This window comes from Ignatzschineria sp. LJL83, assembly GCF_054871845.1.
The window spans coordinates 128,830-148,555 of the sequence record NZ_JBTXLY010000001.1 but is presented as its reverse complement, the minus strand read 5'-3'; the positions used below and the strand labels follow the sequence as shown (position 1 = coordinate 148,555).

16 protein-coding genes are annotated in these 19,726 nt (G+C 40.1%); 4 read left to right on the top strand and 12 right to left on the bottom strand.

Features of this window, described 5'->3' with window-relative positions; genetic code table 11:
- Window positions 1–150: 150 nt before the first annotated feature.
- From dctM to ACYSN2_RS00635, 3 genes are all read right to left on the bottom strand, one after another.
- Entirely contained in the window at window positions 151–1,434 is a 1,284-nt protein-coding gene (gene dctM / locus ACYSN2_RS00645) for a C4-dicarboxylate TRAP transporter large permease protein DctM (protein WP_461748321.1), read from the bottom strand.
- Window positions 1,431–2,120 carry a TRAP transporter small permease gene (locus ACYSN2_RS00640; protein ID WP_461748320.1) on the bottom strand — a complete coding sequence of 230 codons (690 nt, stop codon included), beginning with the start codon at window positions 2,118–2,120 and terminating at the stop codon, window positions 1,431–1,433. Before ACYSN2_RS00640 ends, dctM begins: the two co-directional genes overlap by 4 nt.
- 143 nt (window positions 2,121–2,263) lie before the next feature.
- On the bottom strand, window positions 2,264–3,271 hold the full coding sequence (locus tag ACYSN2_RS00635; protein WP_461748319.1) for a TRAP transporter substrate-binding protein: 1,008 nt from the start codon (window positions 3,269–3,271) through the stop codon (window positions 2,264–2,266).
- Window positions 3,272–3,792: 521 nt separating this feature from the next.
- On the opposite strand from ACYSN2_RS00635, the gene ACYSN2_RS00630 reads away from it, so the two are divergent.
- From ACYSN2_RS00630 to ACYSN2_RS00615, 4 genes are all read left to right on the top strand, one after another.
- Window positions 3,793–5,184: an alanine/glycine:cation symporter family protein gene (locus tag ACYSN2_RS00630; RefSeq protein WP_461748318.1), complete on the top strand. Its 1,392-nt coding sequence runs from the start codon at window positions 3,793–3,795 to the stop codon at window positions 5,182–5,184.
- A gap of 274 nt (window positions 5,185–5,458) precedes the next feature.
- Window positions 5,459–6,148, top strand: a complete 690-nt coding sequence (locus ACYSN2_RS00625; protein ID WP_461748317.1) for a gluconate 2-dehydrogenase subunit 3 family protein — start codon at window positions 5,459–5,461, stop codon at window positions 6,146–6,148.
- 3 nt (window positions 6,149–6,151) lie between these two features.
- Complete coding sequence (locus tag ACYSN2_RS00620; RefSeq protein WP_461748316.1) at window positions 6,152–7,966, top strand: GMC family oxidoreductase; 1,815 nt, start codon at window positions 6,152–6,154, stop codon at window positions 7,964–7,966.
- Window positions 7,956–9,281: a c-type cytochrome gene (locus ACYSN2_RS00615; protein ID WP_461748315.1), complete on the top strand. Its 1,326-nt coding sequence runs from the start codon at window positions 7,956–7,958 to the stop codon at window positions 9,279–9,281. Before ACYSN2_RS00620 ends, ACYSN2_RS00615 begins: the two co-directional genes overlap by 11 nt.
- 380 nt (window positions 9,282–9,661) lie before the next feature.
- Here the strand turns inward: ACYSN2_RS00615 and ACYSN2_RS00610 are convergent, their stop codons facing one another.
- The 9 genes from ACYSN2_RS00610 to ACYSN2_RS00570 form a co-directional block, all read right to left on the bottom strand.
- The gene (locus tag ACYSN2_RS00610) at window positions 9,662–10,507 is read right to left on the bottom strand and encodes a DMT family transporter (RefSeq protein WP_461748314.1); all 846 of its coding nucleotides are present in this window, start codon (window positions 10,505–10,507) and stop codon (window positions 9,662–9,664) included.
- Window positions 10,508–10,558: 51 nt separating this feature from the next.
- Complete coding sequence (locus ACYSN2_RS00605; RefSeq protein WP_461748313.1) at window positions 10,559–11,488, bottom strand: AEC family transporter; 930 nt, start codon at window positions 11,486–11,488, stop codon at window positions 10,559–10,561.
- A gap of 26 nt (window positions 11,489–11,514) precedes the next feature.
- A complete protein-coding gene (locus tag ACYSN2_RS00600) occupies window positions 11,515–11,949 on the bottom strand; it encodes a YqaA family protein (protein ID WP_461748312.1) in 435 nt (144 codons plus the stop codon).
- 3 nt (window positions 11,950–11,952) lie between these two features.
- Window positions 11,953–13,191, bottom strand: a complete 1,239-nt coding sequence (coaBC, locus tag ACYSN2_RS00595; protein WP_461748311.1) for a bifunctional phosphopantothenoylcysteine decarboxylase/phosphopantothenate--cysteine ligase CoaBC — start codon at window positions 13,189–13,191, stop codon at window positions 11,953–11,955.
- Window positions 13,192–13,590: 399 nt separating this feature from the next.
- Window positions 13,591–15,114 (bottom strand): ribonuclease G, encoded by a 1,524-nt coding sequence (gene rng / locus ACYSN2_RS00590; protein ID WP_461748310.1) that lies wholly within the window; start codon window positions 15,112–15,114, stop codon window positions 13,591–13,593.
- Between the two features lie 2 nt (window positions 15,115–15,116).
- Entirely contained in the window at window positions 15,117–16,292 is a 1,176-nt protein-coding gene (locus tag ACYSN2_RS00585; protein WP_461748309.1) for a phosphoglycerate kinase, read from the bottom strand.
- 201 nt (window positions 16,293–16,493) lie between these two features.
- Window positions 16,494–17,444 carry a thioredoxin-disulfide reductase gene (gene trxB / locus ACYSN2_RS00580; RefSeq protein ID WP_461748308.1) on the bottom strand — a complete coding sequence of 317 codons (951 nt, stop codon included), beginning with the start codon at window positions 17,442–17,444 and terminating at the stop codon, window positions 16,494–16,496.
- 340 nt (window positions 17,445–17,784) lie between these two features.
- A complete protein-coding gene (locus ACYSN2_RS00575) occupies window positions 17,785–18,873 on the bottom strand; it encodes an extracellular solute-binding protein (protein ID WP_461748307.1) in 1,089 nt (362 codons plus the stop codon).
- Between the two features lie 184 nt (window positions 18,874–19,057).
- Entirely contained in the window at window positions 19,058–19,492 is a 435-nt protein-coding gene (locus ACYSN2_RS00570; RefSeq protein ID WP_461748306.1) for a c-type cytochrome, read from the bottom strand.
- Between the last annotated feature and the right edge of the window lie 234 nt (window positions 19,493–19,726).

Sequence of the window (19,726 nt, the reverse complement as noted above, 5' to 3'; positions counted from 1 at the left end):
ATATCGATAGTGAAATCGGTGTAAAAAATCCAATTGTAAAACAGTGGCTGATTCATCGCTAGTGCGAATACTTGCATTCTTCTGAGAACCCTGCGCCAGCAGGATTAATCCTTTTTAGAATTTCAAATCGATATCACTATATTCTCTTCACTACATCATTCCTAAGAATTTCGGTAATCCTAATGAAATCATCGGAATGTAGGTGATCAATAACAAGAAGATCAGAAGGATCGTTAACCACGGCAATACCGCTTTAATCGTACTTGTAATCGGCATGCCGGTAACTGCCGAGGATACAAAAAGATTGAGCCCGACAGGTGGCGTGATTAAGCCTATTTCCATATTCACGATCATGATGATTCCTAAGTGAATCGGATCAATGCCAAGCTCCATTGCAATTGGGAAGAAGATCGGCGCAAGGATTAAAATAACCGCAGAAGGTTCCATAAAACTACCGGCAACCAGTAGCACAATATTGACGATAATGAGGAACATCCATGGCGATAATCCCATGCTTGAAACCCAATTGGCGATAAATTGCGGAATCTGCTCAGTCGTTAAAACATGGGCAAACAACATGGCGTTGGCGATGATAAACATTAGCATCACCGTCATTTTCCCAGATTCAAGCATCACTTTTGGGAAATCTGTGATCTTCATATCTTTATAGACAAAAAGCGCCACAAACATGGAGTAAACTGCTGCAACTGCTGCCGCTTCCGTGGGCGTATACATCCCGCTATAAATACCACCGAGGATGATTACCATTAAGAGCAATCCCCAAAGCGCACGTCTAAAAGAACCTAACCACTGAACAACGCTCACACGAGGTTGTGCCGGCAATTTCTTCACACGCGCCACAACATAAATGGCAACCATCAATGCAATGCCGAGTAAAACACCCGGAATCACGCCTGCCATAAACATTTTCCCAACAGATTGCTCCGTTGCCGCCGCATATACCACCATGACAATCGATGGCGGAATTAAAATTCCAAGGGTTCCGGCATTACAAACAATTCCCGCACCAAATTCTTGGCTATACCCTGATTTCACCATGCCGGCAATGGCAATAGATCCTACCGCTGCAACCGTTGCCGGGCTTGATCCTGAAAGCGCCGCAAAGAGCATACATGCCAATACAGAACCAATGGCAAGTCCACCGCGAATATGCCCTACACATGCATTGGCAAAATCAATCAATCTTTGCGCAACACCGCCCGTTGTCATAAATGCGCCGGCAATTAGGAAAAATGGAATGGCTAAGAGCGTTGAATGCTCTGAAGTTTCAAACATTTTAATCGCCAAGCTTCTTGGAGAATCTGGGCTGAAAAACATAATGGTTAATGCACTCGATAACCCCAAAGAGATTGCCACAGGAACGCCGATGAGCATTAACGCAAAGAGTAAAACAAATAAGAATAAAATGGTCATTTTTGTACCTCGGCATCATTTGCTGTTGTGACGTGCTCCGCTTTCGCAATTTCATCAATCACATCTTTTGCTTCATCTGCTAATCCTAAACTATCTTGTTGATGCGTCACAATTCGGTAACCGATCTCTAAATAACGCAAAATAAGCAAGAAAAATCCAATAGGAACAATCATCGCAATATGCCAACGGCGCACGCCAAATCGATCTAAATCTTCGGCAAATGTGCCAATTTTATAAAAGTTTAAAACCCAATCAAGACTCGCAAAGAGCATGATTCCTCCATATAAAAGGCAAGCGCCTAGACCAATATAAGCGAGGAATCTTTGAATCGGACGATGAAATAACTTCACTAAAGCATCCACGCCAATATGTCCGCCGATTCTGACGCCATAAGACATACAGAAGAAAATCAACCATGCAAAACAGGCTGCCGTAAAACGATTCGACCAATTCATTGCGGTCGCTAAATCCATCATAAAATCACCGGCATTTAAGAGATGATCTTCAATGGAGGTATATCCTCGTTCGCCTAAAAAATCCGCCAAGCTATAAAAGGGCGTATAGAGATTATTTAGCATCGTATAGATAAAAGTCACAAACGTCATCGCCGATAAAATAAATACCGTGACTATTTTTTCGGTCGTTTGCCAACCTCGATCTAGCTTTTGATATACAGAAAGAAACATAAACTCCTCTCTTCTAATTTTGAGAATCAATATTGAAGCTCAATATTCAACTCGTAATAAATCATGATGAATGAAACCCTAAGTATCGCAGTGAAACCTAGGGTTCAATCATTTAGGGTTTAATAAAGCTCAGTACGGTAATTTTATTGCTCTGTTTTATTTGCGCTTAATGCCGCTTCAATAAGCTCCGGCGTTACTTGATCTTGGAATTTCTCCCAAACAGGTCTTACCGCAACTCTCCACTCTTCACGCTCTTCTGGCGTTAAATAGATAATTTCTGTCGTTCCGGCATCTAAAATACTCTGCTTATCACGCTCATTGAGAGCATTGGCTTGGTTATTCACTTCAACCGTGACTTCTGCAATGATCTCTGTTAATTCATCACGCACATTTTCCGGCAATCCATTCCAGAAATCAGTATTGGTAATGAGCATATAATCTAAAGCACCATGATTAGATTCAGTGATGTACTTTTGTACTTCATGAATTTTTTGCGAATAGATGTTGGTATAAGGATTTTCAGCACCATTTACAACGCCGGTTTGTAAACCTTGATACATCTCGGCGAATGCCATCTTACGAGGATTTGCACGAAGCGCTTTAAACTGCTCATCTAATACCGCTGAGTTTTGAACTCGGAATTTAAGTCCACGCGCATCACGAGGTACATGCAATGCTTTATTTGCTGAAAGCTGTTTCAAGCCATTATGCCAATAACCTAACCCTGTAATTCCTTTATCTTCCATACTTGTAAGCAGTTCTTGCCCTGCTTCTGATTGTTGGAAACGATCTAGCGCATCCATATCATCAAAGATAAATGGTAAGTCAAAAAGTTGGATTTTCTGCTGATAATGTTCAAATTTCGCAAGTGATGGCGCTAAAATATGCACATCGCCCACAAGAAGCGCATCCATCTCTTGTCCATCACCAAAAAGTGAAGAGTTTGGGTAAACTTCTACTTTCACTTGTCCCGGCAAACGCTCTTCCGCAAGCTGTTTAAAAAGAAGTGCTCCTTGCCCTTTTGGCGTCGTATCCGCAACTACATGGGAAAACTTAATCACAATCGGATCATCCGCCGCTTGCGATGTTCCAAACATTAAACCGCTTACAAGAAGCGTCGATGCCACAACTTTCCTAATCATTGTATTCATAAATACACATTCCTCCATGAATGATGCGTTATAGTGTTTTCTTCATATCGTTCTTATTCACTCTTTATAAAAAGAGCTATTTTTGAACATATCATAAAAAAACATTTCTTTAAGTTAATTTATATTAATCCTTTCGGTTTTTAACTTAGATCAGATTTCATGAATTCTTCAATTACTAGCAATATAGATTGATTACAAAGATTACTATCATGATATTTAACGTAAATATTTGTGATAAAACACAATATTTCGAAACTTCATTTTCATTCTAAAATCATAAAATTTTACGGATATATTTGCCTTCTTCTTTTAATCCTTACCATGCAAAAAGGGAGAAGTTGCGCTTTTTTTAAGAGCAAGCTACTCTACAATCTTCATGAAAATAAAAGTAAGAATAAGAAATAACAAGATATATAAATAGCCTAAAACAGTGGCATAGCAACAATTATTCAAATACTTCCAAAGTTAAAAAGATATTACATCTATACTATCTAAGAATATTTAGAGGATAAGGAGACATCATGGATTCCCTCAACTGGCTAATCGATACTTTAAACAACTATCTCTGGAGTTATATTTTAATCATCCTTCTGATTACTCTAGGAATCTACTTCACACTTAAAACTCGCTTTATCCAGATCAGACTTTTCACAGAGATGTTCCGATTAACCGTTGAAAAAAATGAGAGTAAAGACGGCGTTTCGGCATTCCAGGCCTTCACCATTAGTGCCGCAAGTCGCGTGGGAACAGGAAATATTTCCGGCGTTGCCATTGCCATTGCTATGGGCGGTCCTGGCGCTGTGTTTTGGATGTGGATGATCGCTCTTCTTGGCATGTCTACAGCATTTATCGAAAGTACGCTTGCGCAAGTCTATAAAGTCAAAGACGGCGATAACTTCCGAGGCGGCCCTGCTTACTATATGAGAAAAGCACTCGGCTGGAATAAACTCGGCATTATTTTTGCGATTCTATTAACCATTACCTTTGGTTTTATCTTCAACTCGGTGCAATCGAATACCATTGCCAAATCCTTTGAAGCGGTATTTGGATTAGAAACTATCACCACCGGCGCAATCTTAGTCATTGCCACCGGCATTATTGTTTTTGGCAGTGTTCGCAGAATTGTAAAATTCACCCAAATTTGTGTGCCGATTATGGCAATTTTTTATGTAGGGATTGCACTCTATGTGCTTGCCGTAAATATTGCTGAAGTGCCGGCAATGTTTATGCTTATTATTAATAACGCATTCGGGATCGAAGAATTTGCCGGCGGTGGAATTGGTGCAGCCATTATGCAAGGTGCTCGCCGAGGATTATTTTCTAATGAAGCCGGAATGGGAAGCGTGCCAAATGCTGCGGCTACGGCGAATGTTTCGCATCCTGCAAAACAAGGATTAGTGCAGAGCCTTGGCGTATTTTTCGATACGATGATTATCTGCTCGGCAACGGCTTTTATCATTCTCCTATCAGGTCTTTATACAGGAGATGCGCACGGCGAAGGCGTGGTATTAACACAACATTCGTTAGCGCTTCAAGTGGGTGAATGGGCGCAATACTTTGTCGCCATTGCCATTCTATTTTTTGCCTTTAGCTCCATTATCGGCAACTACTATTACGGCGAAACCAATATCGAATTTATTAAAGATAGCTCCGGGGCTCTTCTCTTCTATCGTCTACTTGTATTAGTGATGGTGATGTTCGGCGCCATTATGAGTATGCAAACCGTATGGAATCTTGCGGATTTATTTATGGGCTTAATGACGATTATCAACCTTGTTGTCATCGCAATCCTCGGCAATATTGCCTTTAAAGTAGCACACGATTTCTATCGTCAGCTTAAAGAAGGGAAAAATCCTATATTTAAAGCGAAAAATATCCAAGGCTTAAAGAATACAGATTGTTGGGATGACTAACATCTTAGGCAAGAAAATCTCACGCAAGAAATTTCCCTAATAAAGGGTTTCATAAAATAGTCTTACGATACCCCCTCAAATACAATCTGAGAAAATTTTAAAACAAAGGCAACTACTAAAAATAGTTGCCTTTATTCTTTAACAAAAGTTTAACAAAAGAAATTTAAGTAATATATTTAATATATAAACTTATAAATATATGTAAACTTATATGTATCATCCTAGTTAATAAATGAGATTAACGGAAATTCAGAATGTAAATAGGATATCTTTCATGAAAAAATATAATCACTCACGCAGAAACTTTATTAAGACAACCACGGTAATGACCTCATCCATCTGTTTATTACCCACGATGTCTTTCGCTCAAACAGCGAATACAGAATATTCTCCTCAATACTTTAATAGCGAAGAGTGGGAATTTATCAAAGCTTTTACGAATCAGTTAATTCCCGAAGATGAACTCGGTGGCGGTGCGCTTGTTGCTGGTGTTCCTGAGTTTATTGATCGACAAATGCTAACAACTTTTGGTACAGGCGAGCTATTTTATATGGAAGCGCCTTTTCATGTAGATGCCCTACCCACGCTTGGCTATCAAGAACAATATCCGCCTAATGAACTCTACAAACAGAGCATCGCTCAAATCAATCAATTCCTTCAAAAGCAATATCAAAAACGATTTGATCAGCTCAATGAAGATGATCAAATTTCAGTGATGGAAAAAATTGAAGCTGGAAATATTCCTTTAGAAGGCATCTCTTCCTCCACGACTTTTTTTAATCTTATTTGGCAAAATACCCAAGAAGGATTTCTCTCTGATCCAAAATATGGCGGTAATAAAAATATGATTGGTTGGAAACTTGTTGGATTTCCCGGTGCTCGAGCTGATTTTATGGATTTTGTAGATAAACCCGGCACAAAATATCCTTATGGTCCTGTTGATATTGCCGGTAAGAGAGGTTAAATCATGATATTACAAAAAAAAGCTGATAAAACCATGCCTAAAAAAGATGTGGTCGTCGTAGGATTAGGTTGGACAGGTGCCATTATGGCAAAAGAGCTGACAGATGCAGGACTCGATGTTGTCGCTTTAGAACGTGGAGAACATCGAACCACATCATCGGATGCACCTTATCCGAATGTTGCGGATGAATTGGCTTACGTTCAGCGCTTTAAGCTCTTTCAACGGATGAAGAATAATACCGTGACCATTCGTTATAACTTGGATGATACCGCCGTTCCTTATCGTGAACTTGGGTCTTTTTATCTGGGAACAGATGTCGGTGGTTGTGGATTTCACTGGAATGGAATGACATGGCGCGCATTGCCGGAAGATCTCAAAATTCGCTCCATGTATACCGAAAAATATGGTGCAGATTTTATCCCTGAAGAGATGACGATTCAAGATTATCCCGTCACTTATGAAGATCTTGAACCCTATTTTGATATGTTTGAAAAAGTGTGCGGGACATCTGGGCAAGCCGGCAACTTAAATGGCAAAATTATTCCCGGCGGAAATCCCTTTGAAGCGCCAAGATCGGCGAATTATCCCAATCCGCCTTTAAAAACGCTGTTTAGTGGCGCTCTTTTTGAAAGAGCTACTAAAAAAGTCGGTTTTCATCCTTTCCCGCTTCCGGCATCTAATGCTTCCAAACCTTACACTAATCCTTATGGCGTTCGTTTAGGACCTTGTAACTACTGCGGTTATTGTGAAGACTTTGGCTGTTTTATGTATTCTAAAGCAAGTCCACAAACCACCATTTTGCCGGCATTAGTAACAAGCCCAAATTTTGAACTAAGAACACAATCTGAAGTAATTAAAGTCAATACCAATGATCAAGGCGATCAAGCCACCGGCGTGACTTACGTAGATGCTGAAGGAAAGCTCGTCTTTCAACCTGCTGATCTTGTTCTGCTCTGTGCTTTCCAAGTTCATAACGTCAAACTCCTTCTTGTATCACAAATTGGCAAGCCTTATAATCCTTACACCGGAGAAGGCGTTGTCGGGAAAAACTTCGCTTATCAGTACTATACGAATGCGACCGTTTATCTCAAAGAAGGTGCGCAAAATAATCCCTTTATTGGCGCAGGTGCTGCCGGCGTTGTGATTGATGATTGCAATGGTTTGCACTTTGATCACCGAGAAGGAAATTTTATTGGTGGTGCATATATTACGGCCGCGAATGCCGGCGGTCGCCCTATTGCACAAGTTGGCACTGCCCCCAATACTCCGAAATGGGGAAAAGGCTGGAAACAAGGGAAAAAAGATGGCTACCAAAGAATTGTCGGCATGGATGCGGAAGGTTCTGTGATGTCCTATAGAGATGCTTACATCGATCTTGATCCAACCTATAAAGATATTTGGGGTTTACCACTTGCTCGCATGACTTTCAATTGGCATGAAAATGAGCTTCGCCAAGGCGATTATATTGCCAAACAATATGAAAAAATTTGCGAAGCCATGGGAGATGAGATCGAATCTTACACCATTAATAAAACTACCGGCAATTGGGATACGAGAGTCTATCAATCAACTCATATTACCGGAGGTGCAATTACCGGCGATCATCCTAGCAATAGTGTTGTAAATAAATATATGCAATCTTGGGATGTGCCGAATCTATTTGTCTACGGCGCATGCGCATTTCCGCAGAATATGTCCTATAATCCCACCGGTTTAATTGGTGCACTTACTTATCATTCAGTGAAAGAGATTAAAGATCGTTACCTTACTCATCCAGGTCCGCTTGTAACGATTCAAGGAGAAACTCATGACAATTAAATCGTTTATTTCTCGTTCTGTTTTAACAATTGTCGGCATTGGCGTAATCGGTGCGGTTGGACTTCACTTCTATCAAGGCCCGACATCGACCATTGAAACGAAAACAGCAGGATCCGTAGATAATCTCATCAAAAAAGGCGAATATTTAGCTCGGCTTGGAGATTGTACTTCTTGCCATACCGGCAATGAAAATGAACCATTTGCCGGTGGTGTTTCATTTGATCTCCCCATTGGTACTATTTTTACGCCGAATATTACGCCGGATAAAACCTATGGAATTGGCAATTACACCTTACAAGATTTTGACAATGCCGTACGCTTTGGAATTCGAAAAGATGGCGCTTCACTCTATCCGGCAATGCCATTTCCCGATTATTCAGTGATTTCTGAAGATGATATACGCGCGCTCTATACCTACTTTATGCAAGGCGTAAAACCTCTTGCCATTGCACCCCCCAAAGAAGAAATTACATGGCCTCTCTCTATGCGATGGCCACTCACTGCATGGCGTTTAATCTTCTCACCCACGCCGGAAGCGTTTGATGCAGGAAAATATGCCGATCCTGAAATCGCACGAGGCGCATATCTCGTACAAGGTTTAGGGCATTGTAGCAGTTGCCATACGCCCCGAGGTTTTGCACTAAATGAAGAAGCCTATAATGATTCTAATCCAAAATTCTTAATGGGAAGCAATGTCCCTGTTGATGGTTGGATGCCGATTAATCTTCGAGGAGATGATATTACCGGTCTTGGAGGAATCAGTACGGATGATCTTGCAACCCTTTTGTGGACTGGTAGAAGTGAACATAATGCGGTCTTTGGCGGAATGCGTGAAGTGATTGATAACTCTTTGCAATATGCAACGAAAGAAGATATTACGGCCATGGCAAAATATCTCAAAACACTACCGCCGGTAAACCCGCAAAATCCTCCTTACGTATATAACGATGCAACGCATCAAGCGCTCGCCTCCGGCAATGATTCCATGATAGGCGCTTCCACTTATATCGATGCATGTGCTACTTGCCACAGAACCGATGGAATGGGTTATTCAGGCGTATTTCCGGCATTAGCAGGAAATCCTGCAGTTCAGGCAGAAAGCCCCCTTTCCGTTATTAAAATCATTACATCCGGAAGTATCTTAAATGGTACGCATCAAGCAGTCACAGAGTTTGTGATGCCAAATGAGTCCGATCGATTCAGTGATGAGGATATTGCAAATCTCGCTACCTTCATTCGCACAAGCTGGGGAAATCAAGGACAACCCGTGACGATTGAAGAAGTTAAACAGGCTCGAAACAGCAAAGGTTTATAGGTAATAACGGCAAAGTACAAAGTAATAACTATTTAAGTCATTATCATCCACACAAAAAAAGAGAAGGCTTTCATTGAATGACCTTCTCTTTTTGCAACTTCGTATTATCAACTGGAAAAACCCAGCGGAACTATTTAGAAAAACTACTCTTCGTCATCCATCATGAAACTCCTTATCTACGGTTGCTAAAGGTTTTATAAAAGGTTTTACAAAAAATTTTAAACTTTATTCTAAAACCACTTTATAAAAAATATGATCTCAGTCTAGCGCACTTATTGAAAAACGATAAGGATCACCCGATTTAATGTTTTTATTGGTTTTTATTAATTTTTGTGGATTTTTATGATTTTCTCTAAAAATTCATCAAATTATTCTTCTTCCTACTTCTTTCTCGATGCCAATACTATCGCAAAGATCATGAGTAAACCGCCCACGATCATTGTCATTGTCGGCGCTGTACCAAATAACCACCAAGCGATGCCGATAGCGTACACAGGTTCTAAGGCGATAATCATGCCGGCAATACGGGCATTCAAGTGCTCTAAACTCTTCACAAAAAGATAGTGCGATAAGCCGGTGCAGAAAATCCCTAAAAGCGCGAGATAGAACCAATCCATATGGCTTAATGCCGGCATTGCAAATAGTGAAAATGGTAATAGCAGAAGCATCACGACACAGTTTTGCCAAAAGGCGACTTGCATTGCATCAATTCCCTGAACACCTCGCTTATTGGTCACCGCTAATACGGCAAAAGAGAATCCCGAAAGAATTCCCCACAATAAGCCGATTGTGCCACTATCCTGAAAGCTAAATTCCGGTGTTACCAAAATTAAACCGATTGAAATGAGTAACAATAATAACCATTCTTTTGAGGTAATTCGATCTTTAAAAACACCCCAATCAATTACCGTGATAAATGCCGGAAAGCTTGCAAAACCTAATGTGGCAACAGCAACACCTCCGACTTTTACGGCAATAAAAAAAGTGACCCAATGAATGGCAAGTAATGCGCCGGAAAGAAGTAACATTCCCGCTTTTACGCGAGTGATTCCCTTTAATAGAGATTTTTTCTGCCAAATTAAAATCAGCAATAATCCCACAACAGCAAAGAGCGCCCTACCAAATGTGATGGATTCTGCACTTGCTTGAATCAGCGCGCCAAAAATGCCGGTTAAACCAAATAAAACAGCGGCAATATGCGCCATCATTAAGGCTCTTTTATGCATGTTATTGTCTCCTTCAACCAATTTCTTTCAACAGATGGGATGCTGGCATTTCTAACTAGGTATCGTAATTCCCAGTAATAATAAAACAATCGGAAGCGTGATTAAGCTTGAAAGCGTACTGATAAATGTTGCACTCGAAACCATCTCCGGTTTCGTATCAAAATAAACCGCCAATAAGGTGGTGTTTGCCGCTGCCGGCATTGCCGCAAGGACAATAAGAATCTGCTTATAAAAAAGATCTATCGGCATCCATTGCACAAGGAAAAAAGCGATAATCGGGGAAATTAACATCTTCACTGTCAGATTAATAGAGAGTTTAGAATACTCCACATTCGTCAGACGAATATTCGCTAATTGCATGCCCAAAATGACCATAATAACCACAACAGACGCATCGCCCACCATTGCAATAGAACTGTAAAGCGAATCACTCAAAGGAATATGCAGTAATTGAAATAAAACACCTAAAATCGCTCCATGAACGGTGGGCATTTTTGCCACATTCCGTAATGCATATTTTACAGAGCTTCCTACAATCTCCCGACTAGAACCTTTTGCCGCATAATAAGTTCCGATCGTATTCATCACAACTTGCTGTAGCACCAACATAATAATGGCAATATCAAAGCCTAAAGGTCCGAAAAATGCCAAAATTACCGGCGTTCCATAATTCCCATTATTCATAAAGCAAGATCCTAAAATCATGCCACAACGTGTTTTTTCATCGTAGCGAAGACACTTGGAAATAATAGAAATCAGTAAAACTAATACTAAGCAGAGCCCAAAAACATAACTCGCATAATAGAGATAATCGATGGAAATCTCGTGAGAATAGAAAGTTTTAAACGCTAAAAATGGCGATAGCACATAGAGCGACATTTTGGAAAGATTCGGAATATCGAAATGCAGAATTTTCTGTGCAATAAAACCCACAATAAAGACTGAAAATATGGGAAATAGGATTAAAAAAAATGTAAACACGACGATTCCTTGTCTTCAAAGTGCTTCTAAATAATGGGCGTAAAATCTAAAAGATAAATAATCAGCAAATAACGTACCGCTTTTCCAATGAGAAGCACGATTAAACATTTATACATATTCAATCGTAGCCAACCTGCAGCAATCGGCAAAATATCCCCAATGATGGGTAAGCTCGAAAAGAGCAAGCTTAATGCACCGTAACGTTGCATAAAACGATGCGTTTTCGGAGAGAGCTTTTTCTGTTTCTTCTCCGGAAAAAATCGCCCGATTAATAACATTAAAATACTTCCGAGCGTATTTCCTATCGTTGCTACAAAAAAAGCAATCCAAATCTCTGTGGGGAAATGGTAAAGAAACGTGACGAGTGCGACTTCAGAACTTCCCGGCAATATCGTTGAGGAAGTGAAACTAGAAACCGCTAACAGCCACAATGCTTCCCAAAGAGAAATGGAAAGTTCCATGCTTTACTCTACTTCCGTTTGCGTAATAAGCGACGAAATGCTTTCTAAAATTTTCTCGGCAACGAGCTTTTTATCCGTTCTTGCAATCGGTTTGATATCGCCATTTTTCATAAAGAGCAGCATTTCATTCTCCTCTTCCCCAAACACTTTACCGCCGGAAACATCATTTAAACAGATCATATCGACATTTTTACGTTGAAGCTTTGATTGTGCATTTGCTTCAATATTCTCTGTTTCTGCGGCAAATCCCACACAAATAGGTGGGCGATTTTCTCCGCCGGCAATGGTTGCTAAAAGATCAGGATTTTTCTTCAATGTCAGCGTCAGAAATTCTGAATCATCTGTCTTTTTGAGCTTCTGCTCTGCTCGATCTGTCACCGCATAATCGGCAACGGCAGCCGCTGCAATAAAGATATCGGCATTTCTTGTGGCATTCCACGAAGCTTCCATCATCTCTAATGCGCTCTTCACAGCAATTAATTCAATATTTTTAGGTGCTTCTAACGCAACCGGTCCTGAAATGAGCGTCACATTAGCCCCGAGTTTCTCAGAGGCAATCGCTAAAGAGTACCCCATTTTTCCGCTAGAATAATTACTGATATAACGTACAGGGTCAATCTCTTCAACCGTTGGTCCTGCTGTGATTACGAGTTTTTTCCCACGTAATGGATTTGAAATCACTATTTTTTCATTCACATTCTGGGAGATTTGATTCGCAAAAAACGCTGAAACAGCGTCCCGAATATGCATTGGCTCCGGCATTCTTCCTTGCCCGATTTCACCACATGCTTGTTCGCCACTTTCTGGCTCCAAAATATGAATATTGCGAGATTTCAATTTTTGAACATTGTCCTGAACCGCAATATTTTGCCACATTAAACGATTCATTCCCGGCGCAAGCATAATGGGTTTTTCAGTCGCTAAACAGATAGCTGAAAGCAGATCATCCGCAAATCCTTGTGCTAACTTAGCAATCGTATTGGCACTTGTCGGTGCGATTAAAATTAAATCCGCCCAGCGCGCAAGTTCGATATGCCCCATTCCAGCTTCATGCGCAGGATCAAGCAGATCATAAACAACGGGATAACCGGAAACGGCTTGCAATGTTAATGGCGTGACAAAACTCAGCCCACCTTTCGTCATCACCACACGAACATCAAATCCCACTTCCTTCAATCTTCTCACAAGATCAGGGGATTTATATGCCGCAATACTGCCCGTTACGCCCAAAACAATGTTCATTTCAAATGCTCCTTAACCCTTATTAATACTCGCACGATTGTCGTATCATAGCATTAAACAGTGCAGTGTTAGGTTTGATATTTCCCAAAAAAAATCATAGAAAATTATTAAAGGATGTTCCTAACCAAATTACACATATCATCCTTTTAGTTTTAAACCTAAAGAACTTACTCAAAAAGATTTAACAACGCTGGCACGAGATTTTCAAAAGAATGCAAACATTCGAACCAGCCGCACATCAGCTCCTAATGAATCAATCATACTTCCCTAAATCAATTTTTCGATCGATCAAAGAAATATTTACGAAAAATAAGAAAAAACCTCAAACATTATCAAAATATTTGAGGCTTCTTTTAGATCTAGCTTTATATACTACTCTGATAGATTTCTAACCTAAAACTACATCGGTACGATATCAAACTGCTCTACAGGATAGAGTTCTTCCGGTTGCAGACGGATATTGGCATCAATCTGAATTTGAAGATCGGCAACGCTGTGCGCTTCTTCATCAAGCAGACGTTCAATCACTTCCGGCGCTGCTAATACGAGAAATTCTTTCAATGTTGGGAATCGTTTTCCATCACGAATGAGCTCTCGTAAAATTTCAAAACAGACCGTTGCACTGGTTTTTACGTAACCATTTCCCTGACATTTAGGGCACGGCTCACACATTAACTGCACAAGACTTTCTCTCGTGCGTTTACGTGTCATCTGCACTAATCCAAGAGAAGTCACTTCACTCACGGAAGTACGCGCATAATCTTGTGAAAGATGCTCAAGAAGCTCTTCTAACACACCTTGACGATGCTCTTCGCTCTGCATATCGATAAAGTCGAGGATAATAATACCGCCAAGATTTCTAAGACGAACTTGTCTTGCAAGGGCTTGCGCTGCTTCTAGGTTCGTTTTATAGATCGTTTCTTCTAAGTTACGAAATCCTACAAATCCGCCGGTATTAATATCAATCGTTGTCATCGCTTCTGTCTGTTCGATCATTAAATAACCGCCAGATTTAAGGTCGACTCGTTTTTCAAGCGCTAGATTAATCTCTCTTTCTGTATTAAAGAGATCAAAAATCGCTCTTGGTCCAACGTAATATTCAATACGTTCTGTCATTTCCGGCAAAAAGAGCGTGGTGAAATCAATCATGCTCTTGTAGCCTTCCATCGAATCGATTCGAACGCGCTGAATATCTTTAGAGATATAATCTCGTAAGATTCGAAGCTCTAATGGGAAGTTGCCGTAAATTACTTCTCCCACTTTCGCTTTTGCAATACGCTCTTTTAAATCTGCCCAAAGGCGATTTAAGAACTGCATATCGGCACGAAGCACCCAAGGATCAACGCCTTCTGCTGCCGTTCTAGCAATATAGGCGCCGGGAATCTCTTTCTGATATTCCTGCAATGTAGATTTTAGACGATCACGTTCTTCTTCATCTTCAATACGAATTGAAACGCCGATCACATCTGAATCTGCTAAATAGACAAGATAACAAGAAGGAATCGATACTTGCGTTGTGATTCGTGCGCCCTTTGTTCCAAGGGGATCACGAATCACTTGCACCACTAATTCTTGGCCTTGCGTCAGAATTTTGGTGATATCAATCGCTTCCGGATTACGCTTTGTCGGTAATCGTTCCGCTTCATTGCCATCATTACAGCTCTCACATTCGTCCGGAGTATAATCGCTACATGCTGTTTGAATATCGCTGACATGTAAGAATGCTGCTCGATCAAGACCGATATCGACAAATGCTGCCTCAAGACCAGGTAAAACACGAATAACGACGCCTTTATAAATATTGCCGACCAGTCCGCGCTTCTCTTCTCTTTCAATCAGCACTTCCTGAACCATCGCATTGCTAATGACAGCAGCTCTCGTTTCATTCGGCGTAATATTAATTAAGATTTCGTTATTGTTCATTTTTAGTTTGCTCGCTTTTCTAACATTTCAACTGCAGGTAATACTTTACCTTCTAATAACTCTAAGAAAGCACCGCCACCTGTTGAGATATAAGAGATATCTTCTTTTAATCCAAATTCTTCTACTGCCGCAACGGTATCACCACCGCCGGCAATGGAGAATGCATCACTTTTCGCAATGGCTTCGCCTAATTGTTTTGTGCCTTCTGCAAAGTTTGCAAATTCAAATACGCCAACTGGGCCATTCCAAACAATCGTCTTTGCATTTGCGAGAATTTTGCTGTAGAGCGCACTTGTTTCAGGACCGATATCCATAATCATATCGTCTTCTGCGATCTCTGAGATTGGCTTAATCACAGCTTCTGCATCGGCTGAGAATGCTTTTCCGACAACGACATCAATGGGAAGTGGAATCTCTTTCCCTTCTGCTTCTGCACGTTTAAGAAGCTTCTTCGCTTCCGGTACTAAATCTTTCTCAACTAAGCTATTACCCACTTTGTAACCTTTTGCGAGTAATAACGTATTCGTGATACCACCACCAGTAATTAGCTGATCCACTTTATCAAGAAGCGTATTCAATACAGTAAGTTTCGTCGAAACTTTTGCACCGCCCACAATCGCAACCATTGGGCTTTCAGGATTTTGAATCACTTTTGTTAAAGCATTGAGCTCTTTTTCTAACAATAAACCCGCTGCAACTTCTTTCGCTTCTAAACCCACGCCGTAAGTAGAGGCTTCTTTACGATGAGAGGTTGCAAATGCATCCATCACGTAAACATCACAAAGGTTTGCCATTTTTTTAGCAAGCGCTTCATCGTTAGCTTTTTCGCCTTTTAAGAAACGTACATTTTCTAAAAGTTTTACTTCGCCCGGTTGAATTTCAACGCCGTTAATCCAGTTTTTCACTAATGAAACAGGTTTTCCTAAACGGTTTGTTAACCAAACTGCTGCCGGCGCTAAAGAGAATTCTTTGCTCTCTTCGCCTTCTGTCGGTCTGCCTAAGTGAGACATGAGCATTACCGCCCCACCTTTTTCTAGAATTTTCTCAATCGTTGGTAACGCAGCTTCTAAACGCGCATCAGAAGTAATTTCCCCTTCATGAATGGGTACGTTTAAATCTTCACGAACCAATACACGTTTACCTTCTAAATTAAGATCATCCAAAGTATTAAATTTCATTTGCCATCCTCGCAATTAAGCTACTTTAATATCAAAATAATGTTAAAAAATTCTGTTTAATGCTATTTCGAATCGTTGATACCAGCATTTGATGATTCATGAGTCATTCATGCTCTCAATATTCTTCATCAACGCTTCTATAATTTATTTAATTGTTTCTTTAATTTTTTCTTTACGACAACCTTTGTCGTATCCGTGTTGTTATTTCAATCCATCTAAATAACGTTCAGCATCTAATGCTGCCATACAACCTGATCCTGCTGAAGTAATCGCCTGACGATAGTGAGAATCCATCACATCACCTGCCGCAAATACACCAGGAATAGAGGTACTTGTCGCATCGCCGTCAATGCCAGATTTTACTACAACATAACCATGACGCATCTCTAACTGATCTTTAAAGATCTCCGTATTTGGTGCATGGCCAATAGCGATAAACACGCCCGGCACTTCTAAGGTTTTCGTGCTGCCATCTTTCACGGAAGCAATTACAGCACCGGTAACGCCGGCATTGTCGCCTAAGACTTCTTCTAATGTTGCATCTAAATGAAGCTCGATTTTTCCTTCTTCCACATTGCGGTAAAGGCGATCGATGAGAATTTTTTCAGCTCTAAATGTATCTCTTCTATGAACTAAGTGTACTTTTGAAGCGATTTGACTCAAATAGAGCGCTTCTTCAACCGCAGTATTTCCACCACCGACAACAATCACTTCTTTCTCACGATAGAAGAAACCATCGCACGTCGCACATGCCGAAACGCCACGTCCTAAAAATGCTTCTTCAGAAGGTAAACCTAAATATTTCGCCGAAGCACCTGTTGCGACAATTAACGCATCACAAGTATACGTTGCATTATCCGCGAAAAGCGTGAAAGGCTTTTTAGTGAGATCGACGCTATTGACATGATCAAAGAGGATTTCAGTACCAAAACGCTCACAATGCTCACGCATTTGATCCATTAATACAGGACCTGTTAAACCTTCAGCACCCGATGGCCAGTTATCGATATCTGTTGTCGTTGTAAGCTGACCGCCCATTTGCATACCGGTAATCACAACCGGTTTCAAGTTTGCTCTTGCCGCATAAAGCGCCGCTGTATATCCCGCAGGACCTGAACCTAACACGATTAAAGAGTGATGTACTTCGCTCATATTATAAAATCCCTCAATCTCAATTTTTATGTAAATTTATATTTCCGCATTATACCTTAAAAGCGAAGATCGCTCCTAAGTCAGAGCAATTATTCCTAAATTAATCAAGAATCAACCGATTCAAACTGCTAAAAAGGATCAACATTGCTGGCACGAGATATTGATAAGCATGCAAGCATTCGACCCAGCCACGAATCAGCTCGTGTTGTGCAACAAGCCTTTATTAAATCAATCTTACAATAAAAAAGGACTAATCCTTTAAAGATCAGCCCTTCTAATATATCGCATCAATGCATTCTTACAGCCTTACTCAAAGGCTTCTGAAATACTAAAAATAGTATTAACGCTGTGCCTTAATCTTCAACCATTGGCGCATCAGTTTTTTCTGCTCTGCTTGCGTATAAGGCTGTTTTACATTTAAAAGCGATAATTCTTCTTTTGTTGGATAGAGTGTTGGATCATTTAAAAGATCGGGGTTTACAAACTCAAATGCACCTTCATTTGAGGTTGCATATTCCACATAATCCGCCGCTCTTGCATTCACTTTTGCATCTAATAAATAATCGATAAAGGCATAAGCTTCTTCGGTATTTTTAGAGTTTTTAAGGATTGCTAACTGATCAAACCAGAGTAAACCACCCTCTTTTGGAATGAAGTATTCAATTTCAACGCCGGCATCTGCTTCTGCTGCTCGCGCTTTTGCTAGGAATAGATCGCCTGACCAACCAAGCGTTAAACATGCATCGCCATTTGCCATCGCATTGATATATTCTGATGAATGGAATTTCGTAATATAGGGGCGAATCGATTGTAATACTTCATTTGCTTTCGCAAGATCTTCATTAGAAGTGCTATCTGCCGGCAATCCTAAATAACGCATGAGCATTGGATAGAACTCACTCGGAGAATCGATCACATAAATTCCACAACTTGCAAGCTTGGATGCATATTCAGGATTAAAGAGTAATTCCATCGAATCTAACGGTGCATCAGGTACAAGTTCCTGAATTTTTGCAACGTTGTAAGCAATACCCGTCGTTCCCCACATATAGGGAATTGAATACTCTGTTGCACCCGGAAGATCTGCTAATCTTTCTTCTACAAATGGCCAAATATTATCGATATTCGACAATTTACTGCGATCAATTTTCTGTACGGCATCTGCTTGAACCATATAGATTAACGTGTAATCAGATGGCACAACAATATCGTAACCGGAGTTTCCTGTTAATGTTTTTGCTAATAATACTTCGTTACTATCAAAGGTATCGTAAATCACTTTAATACCAGTTTTGTCAGTAAATTCGGTAATTAATTCAGGATCAATATAGTCCGTCCAGTTATAAACGCGTACTTCCTGTGCGCTTACTGTATGACTACCAATTAAGAACCCTAGGGATAAAAGAGCCGTTAACTTTAGTTTTTTCATCACTTTATTATTTCTCCTATAAAGTGGGTAGACATAAAAGAAGCGGTTGATCTTGCACCAACCGCTTCATTCTTATATCACACTTTAATTTTATCTTATAAACATTTAAAGGCATTTAGAAAATTTGATCTAAATACACTATCTAAAATGTAATATCTAAAAGTGATAATTCTTAAAATTCTAATTAGTCAATTTTGTAAGAATCGTGGCATGACTTACAAGTACCGCCAAGTTTCCCCATTTGTGCTGCTAATGTTTTCTTATCGCCAGCAGCTTCTACCATAATATCGCTCTGCTCAATAAATGCCGCTAATTTTGTATCAAAATCTTGACGCTCTTCTGCGATTTTAGGACTTGCATTTGTCCCTTCGTATGTGCCTTCAACAAACGTTGCACCCACAGCTTTCGCCATTTCGTTAATGCGTTTTGCAGCCGCAACCGCTTCTTCAGGGTTGTATTCGATTTCGCCTTTAAGCATGCCACCAAGAATACCCATATTCCAACCTGCAACTGTAAATGCCGCTTTACGATATTTAATCGTTGCATCCGTATCAACTGCTGCTGTAGAAATTCCCATCGTTGCAACAGCTAACATTGCAGTAAGTGCTAATTTTTTCATTGACTACTCCTTTCAAAAATTCAAATGCCAAATAGGCGATAAAACTTAGATTCAATCTATATTAGATAGTTATTTCAAACATATTTCAAAACTAATCATTTATGCAATCGCTGATTATAAATGAAGCTATCTAAAGAATATTACTATTAATTAAATATTTTGTATAAATATAAAAACTTTTATATAGCGATTGCGAATATTTATCGCAAATATTGCACGTAATGATCCTTCATT

Bases quoted from the DNA above. Each gene is read 5' to 3' on its own strand.
- dctM (WP_461748321.1), bottom strand. From the start codon at position 1,434: ATGACCATTTTATTCTTATTTGTTTTACTCTTTGCGTTAATGCTCATC.
- ACYSN2_RS00640 (WP_461748320.1), bottom strand. From the start codon at position 2,120: ATGTTTCTTTCTGTATATCAAAAGCTAGATCGAGGTTGGCAAACGACC.
- ACYSN2_RS00635 (WP_461748319.1), bottom strand. From the start codon at position 3,271: ATGAATACAATGATTAGGAAAGTTGTGGCATCGACGCTTCTTGTAAGC.
- ACYSN2_RS00630 (WP_461748318.1), top strand. From the start codon at position 3,793: ATGGATTCCCTCAACTGGCTAATCGATACTTTAAACAACTATCTCTGG.
- ACYSN2_RS00625 (WP_461748317.1), top strand. From the start codon at position 5,459: ATGAAAAAATATAATCACTCACGCAGAAACTTTATTAAGACAACCACG.
- ACYSN2_RS00620 (WP_461748316.1), top strand. From the start codon at position 6,152: ATGATATTACAAAAAAAAGCTGATAAAACCATGCCTAAAAAAGATGTG.
- ACYSN2_RS00615 (WP_461748315.1), top strand. From the start codon at position 7,956: ATGACAATTAAATCGTTTATTTCTCGTTCTGTTTTAACAATTGTCGGC.
- ACYSN2_RS00610 (WP_461748314.1), bottom strand. From the start codon at position 10,507: ATGCATAAAAGAGCCTTAATGATGGCGCATATTGCCGCTGTTTTATTT.
- ACYSN2_RS00600 (WP_461748312.1), bottom strand. From the start codon at position 11,949: ATGGAACTTTCCATTTCTCTTTGGGAAGCATTGTGGCTGTTAGCGGTT.
- coaBC (WP_461748311.1), bottom strand. From the start codon at position 13,191: ATGAACATTGTTTTGGGCGTAACGGGCAGTATTGCGGCATATAAATCC.
- rng (WP_461748310.1), bottom strand. From the start codon at position 15,114: ATGAACAATAACGAAATCTTAATTAATATTACGCCGAATGAAACGAGA.
- ACYSN2_RS00585 (WP_461748309.1), bottom strand. From the start codon at position 16,292: ATGAAATTTAATACTTTGGATGATCTTAATTTAGAAGGTAAACGTGTA.
- trxB (WP_461748308.1), bottom strand. From the start codon at position 17,444: ATGAGCGAAGTACATCACTCTTTAATCGTGTTAGGTTCAGGTCCTGCG.
- ACYSN2_RS00575 (WP_461748307.1), bottom strand. From the start codon at position 18,873: ATGAAAAAACTAAAGTTAACGGCTCTTTTATCCCTAGGGTTCTTAATT.
- ACYSN2_RS00570 (WP_461748306.1), bottom strand. From the start codon at position 19,492: ATGAAAAAATTAGCACTTACTGCAATGTTAGCTGTTGCAACGATGGGA.